General features: G+C 47.9%; 15 protein-coding genes. 6 read left to right on the top strand and 9 right to left on the bottom strand.

What is annotated here, in order from left to right:
* Window positions 1-628: 628 nt before the first annotated feature.
* A complete protein-coding gene (locus tag ELR70_RS13950) occupies window positions 629-2,251 on the top strand; it encodes an alpha-glucosidase family protein (protein ID WP_054015258.1) in 1,623 nt (540 codons plus the stop codon).
* A gap of 59 nt (window positions 2,252-2,310) precedes the next feature.
* Here the strand turns inward: ELR70_RS13950 and ELR70_RS13945 are convergent, their stop codons facing one another.
* From ELR70_RS13945 to ELR70_RS13915, 8 genes are all read right to left on the bottom strand, one after another.
* Entirely contained in the window at window positions 2,311-3,570 is a 1,260-nt protein-coding gene (locus tag ELR70_RS13945; RefSeq protein ID WP_241566384.1) for an EAL domain-containing protein, read from the bottom strand.
* Window positions 3,504-3,893, bottom strand: coding sequence for a CSS-motif domain-containing protein (locus tag ELR70_RS25420; RefSeq protein WP_241566383.1), 390 nt, complete (start codon window positions 3,891-3,893; stop codon window positions 3,504-3,506). The genes ELR70_RS13945 and ELR70_RS25420 overlap by 67 nt, the downstream gene beginning before the upstream one ends.
* A 170-nt stretch (window positions 3,894-4,063) precedes the next feature.
* Window positions 4,064-4,363 carry an integration host factor subunit alpha gene (ihfA, locus tag ELR70_RS13940; RefSeq protein ID WP_010384797.1) on the bottom strand — a complete coding sequence of 100 codons (300 nt, stop codon included), beginning with the start codon at window positions 4,361-4,363 and terminating at the stop codon, window positions 4,064-4,066.
* A gap of 2 nt (window positions 4,364-4,365) precedes the next feature.
* Complete coding sequence (gene pheT, locus ELR70_RS13935; protein ID WP_054015259.1) at window positions 4,366-6,753, bottom strand: phenylalanine--tRNA ligase subunit beta; 2,388 nt, start codon at window positions 6,751-6,753, stop codon at window positions 4,366-4,368.
* Window positions 6,754-6,766: 13 nt separating this feature from the next.
* Complete coding sequence (pheS, locus tag ELR70_RS13930; RefSeq protein WP_046004550.1) at window positions 6,767-7,747, bottom strand: phenylalanine--tRNA ligase subunit alpha; 981 nt, start codon at window positions 7,745-7,747, stop codon at window positions 6,767-6,769.
* Window positions 7,748-7,939: 192 nt separating this feature from the next.
* Window positions 7,940-8,644, bottom strand: a complete 705-nt coding sequence (gene hda / locus ELR70_RS13925) for a DnaA inactivator Hda (protein WP_082353180.1) — start codon at window positions 8,642-8,644, stop codon at window positions 7,940-7,942.
* Between the two features lies 1 nt (window position 8,645).
* Window positions 8,646-9,701 carry a DUF2066 domain-containing protein gene (locus ELR70_RS13920; protein WP_200908204.1) on the bottom strand — a complete coding sequence of 352 codons (1,056 nt, stop codon included), beginning with the start codon at window positions 9,699-9,701 and terminating at the stop codon, window positions 8,646-8,648.
* Between the two features lie 107 nt (window positions 9,702-9,808).
* A complete protein-coding gene (locus ELR70_RS13915; protein WP_082353181.1) occupies window positions 9,809-11,017 on the bottom strand; it encodes a sensor domain-containing diguanylate cyclase in 1,209 nt (402 codons plus the stop codon).
* A 182-nt stretch (window positions 11,018-11,199) separates the two neighbouring features.
* Here ELR70_RS13915 and ELR70_RS13910 point away from each other — a divergent pair, with 182 nt between their 5' ends.
* The 5 genes from ELR70_RS13910 (at window position 11,200) to ELR70_RS13895 (ending at window position 15,891) form a co-directional block, all read left to right on the top strand.
* The gene (locus ELR70_RS13910) at window positions 11,200-12,699 is read left to right on the top strand and encodes an ethylbenzene dehydrogenase-related protein (protein WP_054015262.1); all 1,500 of its coding nucleotides are present in this window, start codon (window positions 11,200-11,202) and stop codon (window positions 12,697-12,699) included.
* Window positions 12,696-13,175: a DUF1566 domain-containing protein gene (locus ELR70_RS13905; RefSeq protein WP_241566382.1), complete on the top strand. Its 480-nt coding sequence runs from the start codon at window positions 12,696-12,698 to the stop codon at window positions 13,173-13,175. Before ELR70_RS13910 ends, ELR70_RS13905 begins: the two co-directional genes overlap by 4 nt.
* Window positions 13,172-13,393 (top strand): hypothetical protein, encoded by a 222-nt coding sequence (locus ELR70_RS25415; protein WP_241566381.1) that lies wholly within the window; start codon window positions 13,172-13,174, stop codon window positions 13,391-13,393. The genes ELR70_RS13905 and ELR70_RS25415 overlap by 4 nt, the downstream gene beginning before the upstream one ends.
* A gap of 3 nt (window positions 13,394-13,396) precedes the next feature.
* Window positions 13,397-15,355 (top strand): pre-peptidase C-terminal domain-containing protein, encoded by a 1,959-nt coding sequence (locus tag ELR70_RS13900; protein ID WP_054015264.1) that lies wholly within the window; start codon window positions 13,397-13,399, stop codon window positions 15,353-15,355.
* 95 nt (window positions 15,356-15,450) lie between these two features.
* Window positions 15,451-15,891 carry a VOC family protein gene (locus ELR70_RS13895; protein WP_054015265.1) on the top strand — a complete coding sequence of 147 codons (441 nt, stop codon included), beginning with the start codon at window positions 15,451-15,453 and terminating at the stop codon, window positions 15,889-15,891.
* Window positions 15,892-15,959: 68 nt separating this feature from the next.
* On the opposite strand, the gene ELR70_RS13890 is transcribed toward ELR70_RS13895, so the two are convergent.
* The gene (locus ELR70_RS13890) at window positions 15,960-16,658 is read right to left on the bottom strand and encodes a hypothetical protein (protein ID WP_054015266.1); all 699 of its coding nucleotides are present in this window, start codon (window positions 16,656-16,658) and stop codon (window positions 15,960-15,962) included.
* Window positions 16,659-16,821 lie beyond the last annotated feature (163 nt).

Below are 16,821 nucleotides of genomic sequence, written 5' to 3'. Positions count from 1 at the left end.
TTGTTGTCAGCGGCAATAGTAGCGCTGCGTTCAACACGCAAACAACTTTATGCATACGTATTCAGCGTAACTCGCGGCGAAAACTGTTCACAGAATGTTCACCACCATACAAGCTAACTTACTGTAAAGTTTATAAATGTTAGCGCAACAATCTTTCCCCATAAACTGGTCATACATGCTTCTCTAGGTTCACTAAGTTTTAACGAAATTAAAATATATGCCAGTTAATAATCGACAAAACTTGCCAAGTTTTTCCAGCACACCTTGTCAGTGGAAATTGGTATTACCAATTAATCTTACTGTAACACAGGCAAAACAGGCAAATCTGAAATGATGTTTAACATTGGTAAAGTGCACCGACAAGTCTGCTTTTATTCTTTTATACCGTTTCAACCGTAACTAATTGCGCTGCATACGTATGCAGACTTTTTACTCATATCAAAGCATGCCGTATGCTCTTCGCCATTGTTAATATTCCGTGTTGGCGTCACTCGCTTACTTAAAAACCTGATCTCAACCCGACTGAATTGACTACAGTTACTATGCTACTCAATACAGAAAGTTAGGATATGGTCCCAGAAGTAAACTTGTTTACGACAACCCGACTGCACGGCGCAGGAGAAAGTGCATGGCTCAAAATGAATGGTGGAAAGGCGCGGTTATTTACCAGGTATACCCTCGCAGCTTTTGTGATACCAATAGTGATGGAATCGGCGATCTTCAGGGGATCATAAGTAAGCTCGACTATATTAAGTCGCTCGGCGTAGACGCCATCTGGATCTCGCCATTTTTTAAGTCACCAATGAAAGACTTTGGCTATGATATTAGCGACTATCGGGATATCGACCCTATGTTTGGTAACCTTGATGACTTTGATGAGCTGATTGATAAAGCACATCAAAGGAATATTAAGATCATTATCGATCAAGTACTTAGCCATACTTCAGATGAACACCCCTGGTTCAGTGAAAGCCGTGTCAGTCAGGCCAACCCTAAAGCAGACTGGTATGTCTGGGCTGATGCTAAACCTGATGGCAGCCCACCAAACAACTGGTTGTCTATCTTTGGTGGTGTTGCCTGGCAATGGGATTCGCGTCGCTGCCAGTACTATCTGCACAATTTCCTGACCGAGCAACCGGACTTGAATTTCCATAACCCTGAAGTACGTCAGGCGGTGCTGGATAATGTAGAATTCTGGCTGAAAAAAGGCGTAGACGGATTCCGTCTTGATGCCATTAACTTTTGCTTCCATGACCAACAGTTACGAGACAATCCGGCTAAACCTAAAGAGTTACGCCAGGGCCGCGGCTTTAGCGAAGATAACCCTTATGCGTTCCAGTACCACTATTACAATAACACTCAACCAGAGAACCTTGCTTTCATGGCTGAGATCCGTGCCCTGCTAAACCGCTACCCGGGTACCGTCAGTTTAGGTGAAATCTCATCAGAAGACTCTCTTCAGACTATGGCTGAGTATACTTCTGGTGGTGACAAGCTGCACATGGGCTACAGTTTTGAGCTACTGACCAAAGACTACAGTGCAGGCTACATTCGCGAAACCGTATCTCGTCTTGAGGCGGTAATGACCGAAGGCTGGCCGTGTTGGGCATTCAGTAATCATGACGTTGAACGCGTTGCGAGCCGCTGGTCGAAAGACGGCAAAACAGTCGATGCCCGACAAGCAAGTATGCTCACCGCTTTACTTGGCTCATTACGTGGCAGTGTTTGCATGTATCAGGGCGAAGAGCTGGGGCTGGGTGAAGCGGAAGTCGCCTTTGAAGACTTACAAGACCCTTATGGCATTACTTTCTGGCCAAATTTTAAAGGTCGTGACGGATGTCGCACTCCTATGCCGTGGAGCGAGCAACGAGAACATGCGGGCTTCACCGAAGGAAAACCCTGGTTACCCGTGTCGCCGGCACATCAGTCACACGCGGTTTCTCAACAAGCTGATTCAACTGATTCTATTTTGGCCCGTTTTCAGGCGTTTATGGCCTGGCGGAATACGATGCCTGAACTACAAGTCGGTGATATTGAGTTTATCGATACCCCGGAACCTGTGCTGGCATTTTATCGACGTTATGAAGGAAAAACCCTACTGTGTGTATTCAACCTCAGTGATCAACTAGCGCAACTTGCTCTGGACATTGAACACCATGCACAACATCTGGAAATAGCCCACCATAACGGTCGCTACGAAAAAGGGCTGCTATCCCTGCCCGGATTTGGCAGTTACTTTGCTTCATTGTAACCCTTGACTTAAAAGCCCCTGACTGGGGCTTTTTTTAAGCCATAATTTACTGCTGAAAACTAGCAAATCAGCTTAAGTTCCTGGGCCGGCATCGCTTTATAGTAATGCCACCCCTGATGTACCGAGACACCCTGTCGGGTTAGATACTCTGCCTGATGCGCCGTTTCTACCCCTTCTGCAATCAGCTTTTTATTAAGCTTTGCCGCCATCTCTATCACCGCATTGAGTACGGGAGACTGTAAGTTCTCCATTCCAATTGAGGCGACAAAGGTCTGGTCTATTTTCAGTAAATCAATCGGAAAGCTCTGCAGGTAATGCAAGCCGCTATAGCCCGTACCAAAGTCATCTATTGCAATCTCGATACCCTTATCAACCAGTGACTGTAAGACGGAATGTATTTGTGCCTGAGACAATACATCTCGCTCTGTCAGCTCTATGGTTAGCGTCGGGATAACCTGATTTGCTTTATGCAAAGTCTCAAGGTAGTCAGCACAGGTTAACAAATACCCGTTGACATTGAACGACACTTTAAAGCCAGGGTGGTTTTGTACAATATCGCCGAGCTCAGTTAGCGCCTTCTCTATCTGATAAATCGACAAATCCAGAATACTACCGTCTCTTTCAGCTTCAGGGATAAAATAGGCTGGGCTTAGCTCTCCCTCCACTGGGTGTTGCCAGCGGATCAATACTTCAACGCCAACAACCTCACGGGTCGTTGCATCCACGAGTGGCTGATAAACGTTAAAAAGTTCCTGTCTGCTGATGGCCCCAAGCAACAGTGCGCGACTACTCAATACTCGACTGTCATAGTAATTTAACAGCATAGTGAGCCCAACCAGGCAAGCGCAGTATAAGACCAACAGGGTTAGCAACCAAACAGGTTTAATGGTAGAAAGCCGCTTAGCATCACTGGCAACCATAATAGTCAGTTGCGGCAAAGCAGCAAGCGGACGAGCAAAAATATACTTCTGCGCCCCATCATCAAAGCGCCCCTCAAACTCAACCACATCGCGCATCGGAAAAAGTGTCTCGCCCAGTGGCAACGTGTATTTTCCGCGTAAAAAAATGGGCACCCCAGAGTCACCATCAAGCAAAGCGATAAACGCCAGGTTTTTATGACGGGTAATATCCAGGGTGTCGCTCAGCCAGCTGGTTGGCAGCAACGCGTTGACCTCAAACCCATCGTTGCGTGTCCGTGCCAGTACAAATGCGGGCACTTGCAGGAAGTCAGTGATGATCGGGCCGTGATATCTTAGCCCCGATTGTTTAACAGGCTCAGTGGTTTGTACGGGGGTGTCAGACGGCCGAATGAATTGCACAGTAAACGCCCCTGTTGATCGACAATACCTATTTCACTCAATGCAGGATTAACAAATACCTGCTCTCTCATCAAAGTAATGGTGCTGGCATCACAGTGTATATCTAGTTGCTCAGCCTGCTTTAGGAAGACATCTATGTTGTGAAGCTGCGAGTCCAGCTCCAGTCGGATCAACTCTGAAGCGGCCTGAACGGATTGCTTTGCAGCGTCTTTTTGCTGCACGTAGACAAAGATAGCAAGCAGCCCAAATAATACAGAGCTAATTAACCAGGCGACGATGATATTTTTGATACGGTTAGTCAAGGAGTGATTACCCTGGATCAACTTCGCACTCCAAACTCAAATACAAAGGCCAGATGGTAAAACAGATAAATGAAATTTTTATGACAAAAAACCCCGACTAACGTCAGGGTTTCTTAATTATCAAACAGATACCTATTTACACTCAACAGACGAGTATTTTCCCGCTGTTGAGTACTTGGGATTCCGCGTGATTACAGGTTTTTGCTGGTACCCACTTCTACACGTGTTTTTAACTTCTGACCGGGTCTGAAAGTTACAACACGACGTGCCGAGATGGGAATGTCTTCACCAGTTTTAGGATTACGACCTGGGCGTTCTTTTTTATCACGCAGATCGAAATTACCAAAACCGGACAGCTTTACCTGCTCTCCACTTTCCAGCGCTGAGCGGATTTCTTCAAAAAACGCTTCAACTAAGTCTTTGGCATCCTTTTTGTTTATCCCCAATTTCTCAAATAGGTGTTCAGCTATGTCGGCTTTAGTAAGCGCCATATCTAGTCCCTCAACGATGCATTAAATTGTTTGGCCAATTCGGCCACCACGATTTCTACAGTGTCGTTGATGTCTTTCTCTTCGAGCGTTCTATCAACGGCTTGCAGTGTTAGAGCAATGGCTAAACTCTTATAACCAGGCTCAATACCTTTGCCCTTATACACATCGAATAAGTTTAGGTCAACTAATTGATTTCCGCCAACTTTCTCAATGCTTTCTAAAATATCGCCTATTTTTACATCATCTGCAACTAAAATAGCAATATCACGGCGATTTGACGGGAATTTCGAGATACTAACGGCTTCTGGAAGCTGTCGCTGTGCTATAGCGGCTGTTTCAACTTCAAAAACATACGCAGTTTCATTCAGATCCAGCGACTTTTGCAGTTGTGGATGTACCGCACCAATAAAGCCGACTTTCTCGCCATTCGCATAGATTGCAGCTGACTGACCAGGGTGAAGTCCATCACACTCCTGTGCTTTAAAACTGAAACGCGCTTTATCGTTACACAAGGCAAGTAATGCTTCAACGTCCCCTTTCACATCAAAGAAGTCGGTTTTACGGCTTGCAATACCCCAGTGTTCATTGTGCGTATTACCATAAACTACGCCGCCAATAACTGGAGTTTGACGAACGCCGTTTTCAGCAGCTTCATCTTTAATGAACTTCAGGCCGTGTTCGAACAAGCGAATACGTGACTGCTGACGGTTTTGGTTATACGCCACCGCATTAAGCAGTCCAGGCATCAAGCTCACACGCATTGCCGACATTTCAACAGAAATTGGGTGAGGCAATACCAGTGCATCGCTGTCTGGGTGTAAAAGCAGTTGTTTTTTCGGATCGACAAAGCTGTAGGTAATCGCTTCCTGATAACCACGTGCAACCAGTTCATTGCGCAGGCGAGAAACCGGTAAACGCGCTTCCTGATGGTCGGTCATCTTTAACGCCGCTGTCGGGGCAACGTTTGGAATGTTGTTGTAACCAAATACGCGTGCAACTTCTTCAATCAGATCTTCTTCAATGCTGATGTCAAAGCGATAGCTTGGAACCGTGGCAGTCCAGCTGTCGTTGGCAAAAGTCACGTCCAGACCCAGACGCGTCAGAATGTCTGTCACTTTGCTGTCTTCAATATGGTAGCCGATAACGCGGTCAAGACGTGCACGACGAAGCGTCACCGATTTGGCTTCTGGTAAATCAGCCTCTGAAACAGCTTCGACAACAGGACCTGCCTGTCCACCCGCAATCTCGAGTAGCAACGCCGTTGCGCGCTCCATGGCATCACGTTGCAGTTGATAATCAACACCACGCTCGTAGCGGTGTGATGCATCAGTATGCAGGCCATAGCTACGTGCCTGACCGGCAATCGCTAAAGGACTGAAGAATGCACTTTCAAGCAAGATGTCTGTAGTGCCTTCTTTAACACCTGAGTTTTCGCCACCGAAGATACCGGCCATCGCCAGTGCTTTGTTGTGATCGGCAATAACCAGCGTGCTTGGCTTCAGTTTGGCCGTATTGCCATCAAGCAATATCAGCTCTTCGTTTTCTGCTGCGCTACGTACTTTGATCCCACCTTCAATGGCATTCAAATCGAAAGCATGCATTGGGTGGCCCAGCTCAAGCAGCACATAGTTGGTAATATCAACAACCGGATCGATTGAGCGAATGCCCGAGCGACGCAGTTTTTCAACCATCCACAGTGGTGTAACCGCATCCAGGTTGATGCCCTTCACCACACGGCCGAGGTAACGAGGACAGGCCTGGCTGTTCACCAGTTCAATCTCAATTTTGTCATCAATAGTCGGTTCGACAGCCGGGATAGCCAACTCATTGACATCAATACCATTTAGTACGCCGACTTCGCGCGCCAGGCCTTTAATGCCCAGACAATCACTGCGGTTTGCAGTCAGGTCAACGTCAATGGTGACGTCGTCAAGGTTGAAGTATTCGCGAATGCTCTGGCCAATTTGTGCATCAGCTGGTAGCTCTAAAATACCATCTGAGCTTTCTGCCATGCCCAGCTCTTCAAACGCACACAGCATGCCGTGTGAAGGCTGGCCACGTAATTTTGCTTTTTTGATTTTAAAGCCGCCTGGCAGAACTGCGCCAACTTTCGCCACAGCCACTTTCAGGCCCGCACGGCAGTTTGCCGCACCACATACGATATCCAGCAGTTCGTCTTCACCAACGTTTACTTTGGTGACACGCAGCTTGTCTGCATCCGGGTGCTGACCACACTCAACGACTTCACCGATAACCACGCCATCAAAATCACCTGCAACCGGGTCGACAGCATCGACTTCCAGACCGGCCATTGATAACTGTTCAGATAGAGCCTCGGTATCAATCGCAGGATTAACCCATTCTCTTAACCACTTTTCACTAAATTTCATTGTTGTATCGCTCTTATCTGAATTGGTTTAGGAATTTTAAATCGTTTTCGAAGAAAGCACGCAAATCGTTAACACCATATCGCAGCATGGTCAGACGCTCTACACCCATACCAAATGCAAAACCGGTGTACTTTTCAGGATCAATACCCACAGAACGCAGTACGTTCGGGTGCACCATGCCACAACCTAGTACTTCTAACCACTTGCCATTTTTGCCTTTCACGTCCACCTCTGCTGAAGGCTCAGTGAACGGGAAGTAAGACGGGCGGAAGCGGATTTCCATATCTTCTTCGAAAAAGTTACGCAAGAAATCGTGCAAAATACCTTTCAACTCAGTAAAGCTCACGTCTGTGTCTACCATCAGGCCTTCAACCTGGTGGAACATTGGCGTGTGTGTCTGGTCGTAATCGTTACGATATACACGGCCTGGAGAAATAATACGTAGTGGCGGCTGCTCTGCTTCCATAGTACGGATCTGAACACCACTGGTCTGGGTTCTTAAAACCAGCTTAGGGTTAAAGTAGAACGTATCGTGATCGGCACGTGCAGGATGGTGCTCTGGAATATTCAGTGCATCAAAGTTATGGAAGTCATCTTCAACTTCCGGACCAGATTTAACAGCAAAGCCCAGCTCACCAAAGAACTGTTCGATTCGCTCAATAGTCCGTGTTACCGGGTGTAAACCGCCTTGTGGCATAGTACGCCCAGGCAGAGTTACGTCAATGGTTTCTGCTGCCAGTTTCTGAGCCAGTGCGGCCTGCTCCAGCGCTTCACGCTTGTCATTGATCGCGGTCTGAACCTGATTTTTTGCCTGGTTGATCACCTGACCCGCTTCTTTACGTTCTTCTGGTGCCAGTTTACCCAGGGTTTTTAGTAGTCCAGTGATCTCACCTTTTTTACCAAGGTAGTTAACTCTGACTTCCTCAAGTTGCGCAACTTCGCTCGCGTTTGCAACGGCGTCCAGCGCTTGCGCTAAAATATTCTCTAAGTTCATTTTATACCTGATCTTGTTGAGGTAATTTGCCTTTGATTGAATCGGATATAATAACTGAAACAACAGGGCAGATTCTAGCCCAAATTAGGGGCTTTTCATGGACAATTTAAAGGTTGTCAGTTGATTTTGGGCTAGTTTGAAGTTTTTGGTGGAATTTGAGATACCGACGTTCAAAAATTCCACAACTGAGGGTTACAAATTCAAGGTGGTTTTAATAAACGGAATTGTCAGCTTTCGCTGCGCGGCCATTGACGCATGATCCAGCTTATCCAGTACATCTAACAAGGCACGCATATCCCGACTAAGCCGGGTCAGCAAGAACCTGGCACATTCATCACTGAGTTCCAGTCCACGCATTTTGGCCCGCTTAACGAGTGCTTCGGCTTTATCATCATCACTCATCGAGCGGATCTGAAATGTGGTGCCCCAGGTAAAACGCGATTCCAGATCAGGCAGGCTCAAATTCAGCATATTCGGCAATAAATCGGCCGTGACGACCAGGCACTTACCAGGCTCATTGAACCGATTAAAAAAGTTAAACAGTGCTTTTTCCCAGGGCTCATTGCCCGCGACCAGATGCACATCATCAATGCACACGACATCCAACGCTTCCAGTCCATCTAACACCGCTGGCCCGAAGTTAATCAGCTCTCTGAGCGACAACAGAATTGTAGACAGGCCTTGTTCCTGAGCATGAATACAGGTGGCATAAAGCAGATGCGACTTACCAGAGTCACCCAGACCACAAAGATAAGTGAACTGAAAGTCCTGCTGGATTGCCTCGAGTGCATTTTTCAGATGCGTCACTTCCAGCGAACCTTCCCCTCCAAAATAAGCACTAAAGGTTTCATCGTCGGGCAGGGTTACCGGCAAAGCCATTTGCATAGGCTGCATCATACTACTGCCCCACCCAACTGTATCTGAGGTTATTGGCACTGGCCACCTGATAAAATGCACGCGGGTCAACATACACACTGAATGCGCGTTCTAATTTCAGCGACTTTTGCAAATCGACCACTGATGAGCCATGCTCCACTTCAAACTTAACTAAATCGCCCTGGCGATAAATCACATCGACATCCTGTACCGTGCTGATGCTTAGCAACTGTCTTCTGGCAAGCTCTATTTTGCTGAATGAGGTTAGTTTATCTACCGTTAAGACTGTGCTATTGGTCGCATAAGAACGATTGGGATCAATCACATATTCAGCTGCCAGTGCCGTTGACATATCATTGATCATGGCAATAAGTAGCTGTTGTTTGTCCCCGACCTGCTGGGTCGACTCAAACTGATCGGTATCTGTATAACGCCAATCCAGTTGCCAGCTGCTGCTGTTGGGTTGTTTAAACAGCCGTCCTGTTATCACCCGCTCTGCGTTATAACGCATAGATGCCGCTTCAACTGGCTCAGAAAAATTACCCCATACCTCGGCAATGCCCACCTGCGCCCGGTCGGTCAGGTCCATCAGCGGTACCACCACAGGGATCCCCCACTCTGCGGCCGTATCATAAATGAGCCGCTCCAGCTGAGGGTAACTTTCCTGTGTCACAAACTCACGTCGCAGGTTATCCTCAATCACTAACCAAATTGCAATCATCGGGCGACGGTTGCCCCACAAAGGCAAGTTACTGTCCCTGACCAGTTGTTCTACTTTATCTGCTTCAAACCTCACCCGTATTTTAATATCGCCATCAGCCGACTCAATGTACTCATATTTGAGCATATAGTCAGAAATGCGTTTTTTGCTTTGGCGGATAAGTGGATGGTTCAGGTGCTCAGTGCGACCTGTCAACTTTTGGATTACGCGGTCCAGCGCCTGTTGGCTTGCAACAACGCGCTTTGCACGTGTCTTGTTATCTACCTGCAATGTAGCTTCGTATAGATCTGTTACCTCAACCGCGCTTGCAGCCATGCACCAGCCAAACAAACTCAGTAAAAATAATCTTAGTGCCATAACAACCAAAAAGTTAAGGATAAAACCCGATCCTAATGCAATCGCAGTTGCAAAGCAAAAACCAATGTTAATTGATTTTCAACATTTTAGATGAATCGAGGTTTTTATCACCGAATCTCAGATTCGTCGTAAAAATATGCCTGATTTTTACCCAGCTCTTTTGATGAATACAGAGCATTGTCAGCACACTTCAATAAAGGTTCGGCACTGAATACACCTGTGTTATTAGCAATACCTATGCTACAACCACATTGCACCTGCTGCCCACCTTCAAGCTGGATCGGGCTCGAAATACAGGCAATCAGCCGTGTGCAGATCTGCATCAGTGCTGACTTTTCCAGAGGATCTGAGAGCACCACAACAAATTCATCTCCGCCGAGGCGACATAACACGTCATAGCTGCGCAATTCCCTTTTAATTCTCTGCGCAACTTCCTGCAATACGATATCTCCACTGTGATGACCGAAATTGTCATTAATGGGCTTAAAATCGTCTAAGTCGAGATATAAAATATACACACAAACCGGACCACGCTTTGAGCGCTCAGCCAGATTATTCAGCTCCCGGAATAAGAACTTCCGATTAGTTAACCCCGTCAGCGTATCATGCAAGGCTTCGTGTTCAAGCCGCTGTTGCAGCGCTTCGCGGATCCCTATTTCTTTTTTCAGTTCAACCAAGCTGGACTCTAACTCTTCGGTACGCTCCGCAACTTTTATTTCCAGTTCATTTTGGTAATTTTGCAAGACTTTGTTTGCCTCAACCAATGCCTGTTGGTTGTTAAAAGCATCCAACGCAGACGAGATTACATGGCTGATGGTGTATAGCACATCGACGATCACGCCGGAATATTCATCCTCACGGCGATAGGACTGAATGATAAACGCGCCCATAAAGTTGTTACGGTTCACTAACGGAAAGCACAGCCACTGTTTAGGAACGGTACCGATAATATTTAACTGGCCCTGTGCCACCAAGTCCTCTAGTTGTTCTGTCGTATAGTTGCAAACAGACTGAGATTGCAATGCATACGCAGTCAGTGAGTGGGCGATTTCTTCCAGTGACAGGGCTTCGAGATCTTCAGGGTTAATATCATCCTTCACATCATGAAAATAGGGAAATGTCAGGCTACGGTCTTCACGATATAAAACGACGTAAAAGTTGTCTGCATAAGTCACCTTTTGCAAGATACAGTGTATATCCAGTAAAAACCGCTGGATAGAATCACTGGTATTCAAGCAGGCAACTATGTCCGTCATGCTGTCAATCACTTCACCGCTATTCAGAGAATCCATCGTCTCTAACACAAGATCACTCATCCTTTACTCACTCTGTTGCATCCTATATTTGGCACTTTAGTTAGTTTAGTCGAGGATTCGTGGGAATGTACAAAGAAAAGCATAGACAGCAGCGCCTGAACCAACCGGTGAGTTAGTACTTGACATAAAACCGCAACCCTTTAAGTTTACACCATTTAAACACAAAAATAACAAACATTGACATGCGTAAGGCTACTTTTGTTTTTCTTCATATGTTGACCATCATATTGGTGAGCTGCAGTCTGTTTACCGGCCTGAGGTTTTCTTTGCTCACTCAGGACTGGTTAAGATTCCTCAGTGCTCTGTTACCTCAGGGAAGTCTGTACCCCTGGCATATCGGCAGTGCCAGTTTATTATCTGTGCTGGCCATGGGATACCTGTTACTTTCTTTGTGGCGTCCATATCGCAGCAGCCCGAGTCACTATCACCTGTGGGTGAACCGGTTTGGTTACCTAATCATACTGGTATTACTGGGCTCCGGATGGCTGCTCTGGCTGGGGCGATTTGTTGCAATCGCACAGCCTCTGCATTTTTACAGTTTCTGGTTATTGCTCATATACCTGCTCATGCACGGATGGGCCTACTTCATTCAACATGGCAAATACGTTATATCCGCTTTACTGCCAAAACAGCCAGAAAAACACAGTATCGCGGCTGTCTTAAGCGTCACTGTCGGAGGCATACTCTTATACAGCGCAACTCAACATTCCGCTGAGACCTTGACTGTTGCGTCACTTGCCCCCGAGGAGTTTATCGACATCGACGGTCTTGGCGATGAGTCACAGTGGCAGAGAGCGCCGGTTTACACAATTGAGACACACGGCGGTATCAACTTTGATGATGGCCGCAGTACTATCCAGGTTCAGGCTCTGGCAAACAGCCAGGAGAGTTATTTCCTAGTGCGCTGGACAGACTCAAGCATGAGCACCAATCACCTTCCTCTGTTAAAAACGCAGGCAGGCTGGAAGGTTCAGCAAAATGGGTTTTATGAATTTGATGAGCGCACATTTTATGAAGACAAATTAGCCGTTATGCTGTCGCACTCTTGCGAAGCCGGAGCCGATAATACCGCTCAGCTGGGCAACCGCCCGCTTGATGGTAAACCGCCAAACTGGCATGGCAAGGGGTTCCACGCCAGTATGGATGGAAAAATTCGCGACCTGTGGCACTGGAAAGCGGTTCGCACCAACGACATGTACTTAGCGGACGACAACTTTTTCGGGCCACCAGCCATAGCACAACAGGGCCAACGCAGGTATACGGCAGGCTACCAGCCAGACGGCAAAGAGAGCGGCGCCTATGTGATGAACTGGCGATGGTATAAGCCGGGTTTGGTTACTCCGAAACGATTACCCGACCAAAGCAATGCACATCTGAGTGTCTTGCCCTGGTTTGGCAGCACCCCCTATACCGCCGAAAACGATGATTTTGCACCTGGCAGTACACTGTCATCGATTCTCTATCGCTCCAATCGCTTTGAAGGTGATCGTGCCGATGTCAGGGCAAGAGGAACCTGGAGTAACGGCGTGTGGACGCTGGAGTTAGTGCGCAAGCACGACACAGGCTCTGAGCACGATGTACCGCTCACAAACGGCACCTGCATGTGGTTTTCTGCCTTTGATCATGCACAGATTGGACATACCCGCCATATGCGCCCTGCAATTTTGAGGTACCCACTATGATCGCCCGATTACTCATGTCGCTGGCTGCTGTTTTAATTGTGGCTTCTGTGCTTTGGCTGGACCCGGCAACTCCGGTGGCGCAACCGCATCCCAGGTTTGTCAAACTGGATGAAAATGGCAGTCCTCTGTCTCCATGGCAAGGACCCTGGTCCTGCGTGCTGGATACGACACAACAACTGGTATGGGAGGTTAAAACCGACAGCGAAAACATCCATGATGGATACTGGACATACTCCTGGTACCTGTCAGACGACCTCCGTATTTCAGACCAGGCAAGAGGCGAAGCCAACCTTGGCGATTGCTATTTTGAAGCGAATCGTTGCGATACCCAGGACCTGATCAACAGAACCAGACAAGCTGCCTTGTGTGGCCTGACTCAATGGCGACTCCCCAGCGCACAAGAGCTAAGCAGCTTAGTGCAGCCCCCCGCCCGCCCGGGTCATGCCCATATTGCTCAGGACTTTTTCCCCATATGAAGCACGGAGACTACTGGAGTGGCGATCACTCTCAACCTCTGTCTGGCCATTACCGGCGCTTTAAACAAGGCGCTCTGGCCGTTAATTTTCATACCGGTAAACAGTACTCGTTGCCTTATCGCAATGCCGCATTCGTGCTATTGGTGGCCGATCTGCCATCAGAGCATCACTCTTCACGCATCTCAGGCGTGACTCATCAACCAACAACAGGAAACTAGGATATGAGAGTGCTTTTAGCAGGCCTCACAACCGTAAGCTTATTTACCTCAGCGGCATACAGTGCCAGTGACTATCACCGCTTAATCTGGGATACCGATCCCAGTCATCAGGCCACGTTGGGTTTTACACCCACAGGTGGAAGTGGTCATTTTGTCAAATATGGTACCACCACGAATGAACAAAACTGGCAGGTAAAGCAGCCCACCGCAACCGCCGTTTTTGATGGTAGTCTCAACAGCCAGTTCGTCACCCTGACAGGGCTCAGTGCCAACACAGCCATCTATTATCGGGTGTGCGACAACGCCGGCTGTGGTCAGCGGATGTGGTTTAAAACGGCGCCAGACACCACCACAGGGTTTGTTGCAGTCGCGGGCGGAGACACTCGAACAGGCTGGACAACACGACGTGAAGGCAATGCACTGATAGCCAAGATCCGCCCTCTGTTTATTATGCATGGCGGCGATTATACCAATGCCAATTCAGCCCAGGAAATGCGTGAGTACCTGAAAGACTGGCAGCTGACCTTTTCTGATGACGTTATCGATGGACAAAGCTACAAACGCATCTACCCATTTGTTGCCACCTTTGGTAACCATGAAGACGACAACTTTAAAACCCTGTGTCAGGTTTTTGGGGTTGACTATGACCAAGACGGAGCCTGTACCAATAAAGATAGTTACGGCGCCTTTAACATCGCGAACCTGCTGCGCGTCTACACCTTAAACAGCCAATACAAAGACAGTGGCTGGTCTAGCTATGCGACCGCCATGAACAATTGGCTTAAACAAGACCTGCAAAGCAATGGTGCCAGTGCCAAATGGCGTATTGCTCAGTATCACAAGCCTATGTACCCACATTACTCAGGGAAATCGGACAATACTATTTTGCATACCTGGTGGGCAGACTTGTTCTATCAGCATGGAATGAACCTGGTCGTTGAATCTGATACGCACATCAATAAGCTGACCGAAGCGTTGCAACCTTCGGGTTCAGGGTTTACCAAAACGACCACTGGCGGCACCGTGTATGTGGGTGAAGGTAGCTGGGGTGCCCCCGCTCGTTCAGCCAACGACCCGAAAAGCTGGACCATTGATTTGGCCAGTATTCAGCAGTTTAAAGTGTTAAGTGTGACTGCTGACAGCATGAAAGTGCAAACGGCTCAGTTTACTGCCGGTGCTGATACACTCACACGTGAACAACGCGCAGCCGACGCGCTTGCTCTGCCTGCCAATATCAGTTGGTGGTATGCCAGTGAGCTTGGAGAAACCATGACGCTTAAGCGTGCCGCCAATTCGCTTTCAATCATTGACAGAGACAGTGGTCCGGTTGACCCGGGCAATGAGCTACAAAATGGCCAGCCAGTCGGTAACCTCGCAGGCAGTGCCGACAGTGAAAAGGTGTTCACTATGGTTGTACCAGAGGGCGCAAGCAATCTGCGCTTTACTATGAGTGGCGGTAGTGGCGATGCCGACCTGTATGTGCGTTTTGCACAAAAACCAACGACCTCAACATATGATTGCCGCCCATATAAAGATGGTAATAATGAAACCTGTACCATCAGCAACGTACAGGCGGGTACCTATTATATTGTTGTCCGCGGTTACAAAGCCTTCTCTGGCGTATCATTAGTCGGCCAGTATGATCTGGGTACACCACCGGGCGATGGCAATAAGCAAGTATGGAGCGGGTTAAGTGCAACCGCAGGAAGCTGGATCCACAAAACCTTCGACGTGCCTGCCAGTGCCACTAAGCTCACCGTGAGCACCTCTGGCGGCACTGGTGATGCCGATCTTTATTTACGTTTCGGCGCGCAGCCAACCTCTTCACGTTATGATTGTCGCCCTTATGAAGATGGCAATGTGGAAACCTGCACACAAACGCAGCCTCAAACCGGCACCTGGCATATTTCTGTCAAAGCCTATAAAGACTTCAGCGGCGTGACATTAACCGCAGAGTATTGATAGTCTGACGCAACAAGGAGAGTAATCACCCTACTCTCCTTGATTTTTACTCATCTGCCCTTATCTTTGACACCTGAATAAACAGGGGCAATTTTATGAAATATCTGCACACTATGGTTCGGGTTGAAAACCTGGATGCATCTTTAAACTTTTACTGTAACCTGCTGGGATTAGTAGAAGTTAAACGTAAAGACAGTGAAGCCGGGCGCTTTACTCTGGTTTATCTGGCAGCACCCACCCAGCTGGATGAAGCGAAAACCAGCTTTTCACCGACCATTGAACTGACCTACAACTGGGATACAGAGCAGTACAGTGGCGGGCGCAATTTTGGTCACCTGGCCTTTGCTGTTGAAGACATCTATGCACTGTGTGAAAAACTCCAGGCTGCGGGCGTCACCATTAACCGGCCACCAAGATGTGGGCACATGGCCTTCATTAAATCTCCCGACGGTATCTCGATTGAACTATTACAACAGGGCGAGCCGTTACCTCCTCAGGAGCCGTGGCTGAGCATGGAAAACACCGGCAGCTGGTAACCATAATCGCTTCAATTAAGGTATACAGGTCGCGAAGTGCCGCAGCCCGTCAAAACGCTGGCACCTCGCTACTTCGCTGTGCCGGGGCCGGCATCAATCTGGTAACGACTCAATAGCTGAGTCAGTTTACTGCGAAAGCTCGCCTCATTTAATGTGGTAGCTAAACGTTCAAACTGTGATTGCAGCTGTGGAGGTGCCAGCATGGCTCTGTAATAAGACTCATGCGGCTGTTTAGACAAATGGAAATGCTCCTGCCAGCGGTTCTTTTTAATAAAGTAGTTGAGTGTGGAACGACTCACAATGGCAAAGTCCACACGTTCGCGCAGCGCCAGCTCCAGCAAGCCTTCTTCGCTGTTGGCATCGACCCGCTCCAACACCCCGGTGCTGACCGGTTTGACTGTACGAAAGTAGTGATAACCCAAAATGCCACCAAATTTTTTATTACTCATTGAGGCCACCCCATTATATTCAAAGGGGTTTTCGGCACAGGACACAAACTCATCGGTATCGTACATCAGTGGCTCACTCCACAAGTAGCGAGTCTTATCCGGGTCTTTAAACCAGACGGGGTGCACACCCAGTACCGCACCATTTAAGGTCTGTTCATTGAGATCCCGCTCGATGCGTCTGCGAGGCAAATAAATCAATTTATAGCGTGTGTGAGACTGCGAAGCGTTAAGCAGTGCCACAAAGTCGAAGTACAAGCCTTGTTGCTCTGCCAGATTCACTATGTAAGGGGGCTTGTTGTGATAGACAAATATATTCATTCGTTCAGCTGCATATGCGGGTAATAGCATACTGAAGAGGGTTAAGGTGATGCTGACTATCAACAGGTTTATTTTCACAGATGACTGCCATAAAAAGGCTGGGAAGACTCTCTAAATCTAGAGCCTTTCTCCCCAACCTTCAAGCACATTGGTTAAATACGCT

This window comes from Pseudoalteromonas sp. R3 (assembly GCF_004014715.1).
Classification (GTDB): domain Bacteria; phylum Pseudomonadota; class Gammaproteobacteria; order Enterobacterales; family Alteromonadaceae; genus Pseudoalteromonas.
Note: the sequence above shows the minus strand (reverse complement) of the source record. Positions and strands in the feature narration are given on the sequence as shown.

Excerpts from the sequence above, each read along its gene's own strand:
- ELR70_RS13950 (WP_054015258.1), top strand. The coding sequence starts at position 629 with ATGGCTCAAAATGAATGGTGGAAAGGCGCGGTTATTTACCAGGTATAC.
- ihfA (WP_010384797.1), bottom strand. The coding sequence starts at position 4,363 with ATGGCGCTTACTAAAGCCGACATAGCTGAACACCTATTTGAGAAATTG.
- pheT (WP_054015259.1), bottom strand. The coding sequence starts at position 6,753 with ATGAAATTTAGTGAAAAGTGGTTAAGAGAATGGGTTAATCCTGCGATT.
- pheS (WP_046004550.1), bottom strand. The coding sequence starts at position 7,747 with ATGAACTTAGAGAATATTTTAGCGCAAGCGCTGGACGCCGTTGCAAAC.
- hda (WP_082353180.1), bottom strand. The coding sequence starts at position 8,644 with ATGATGCAGCCTATGCAAATGGCTTTGCCGGTAACCCTGCCCGACGAT.
- ELR70_RS13920 (WP_200908204.1), bottom strand. The coding sequence starts at position 9,701 with ATGGCACTAAGATTATTTTTACTGAGTTTGTTTGGCTGGTGCATGGCT.
- ELR70_RS13915 (WP_082353181.1), bottom strand. The coding sequence starts at position 11,017 with ATGAGTGATCTTGTGTTAGAGACGATGGATTCTCTGAATAGCGGTGAA.
- ELR70_RS13910 (WP_054015262.1), top strand. The coding sequence starts at position 11,200 with ATGCGTAAGGCTACTTTTGTTTTTCTTCATATGTTGACCATCATATTG.
- ELR70_RS13905 (WP_241566382.1), top strand. The coding sequence starts at position 12,696 with ATGATCGCCCGATTACTCATGTCGCTGGCTGCTGTTTTAATTGTGGCT.
- ELR70_RS25415 (WP_241566381.1), top strand. The coding sequence starts at position 13,172 with ATGAAGCACGGAGACTACTGGAGTGGCGATCACTCTCAACCTCTGTCT.
- ELR70_RS13900 (WP_054015264.1), top strand. The coding sequence starts at position 13,397 with ATGAGAGTGCTTTTAGCAGGCCTCACAACCGTAAGCTTATTTACCTCA.
- ELR70_RS13895 (WP_054015265.1), top strand. The coding sequence starts at position 15,451 with ATGAAATATCTGCACACTATGGTTCGGGTTGAAAACCTGGATGCATCT.
- ELR70_RS13890 (WP_054015266.1), bottom strand. The coding sequence starts at position 16,658 with ATGAATATATTTGTCTATCACAACAAGCCCCCTTACATAGTGAATCTG.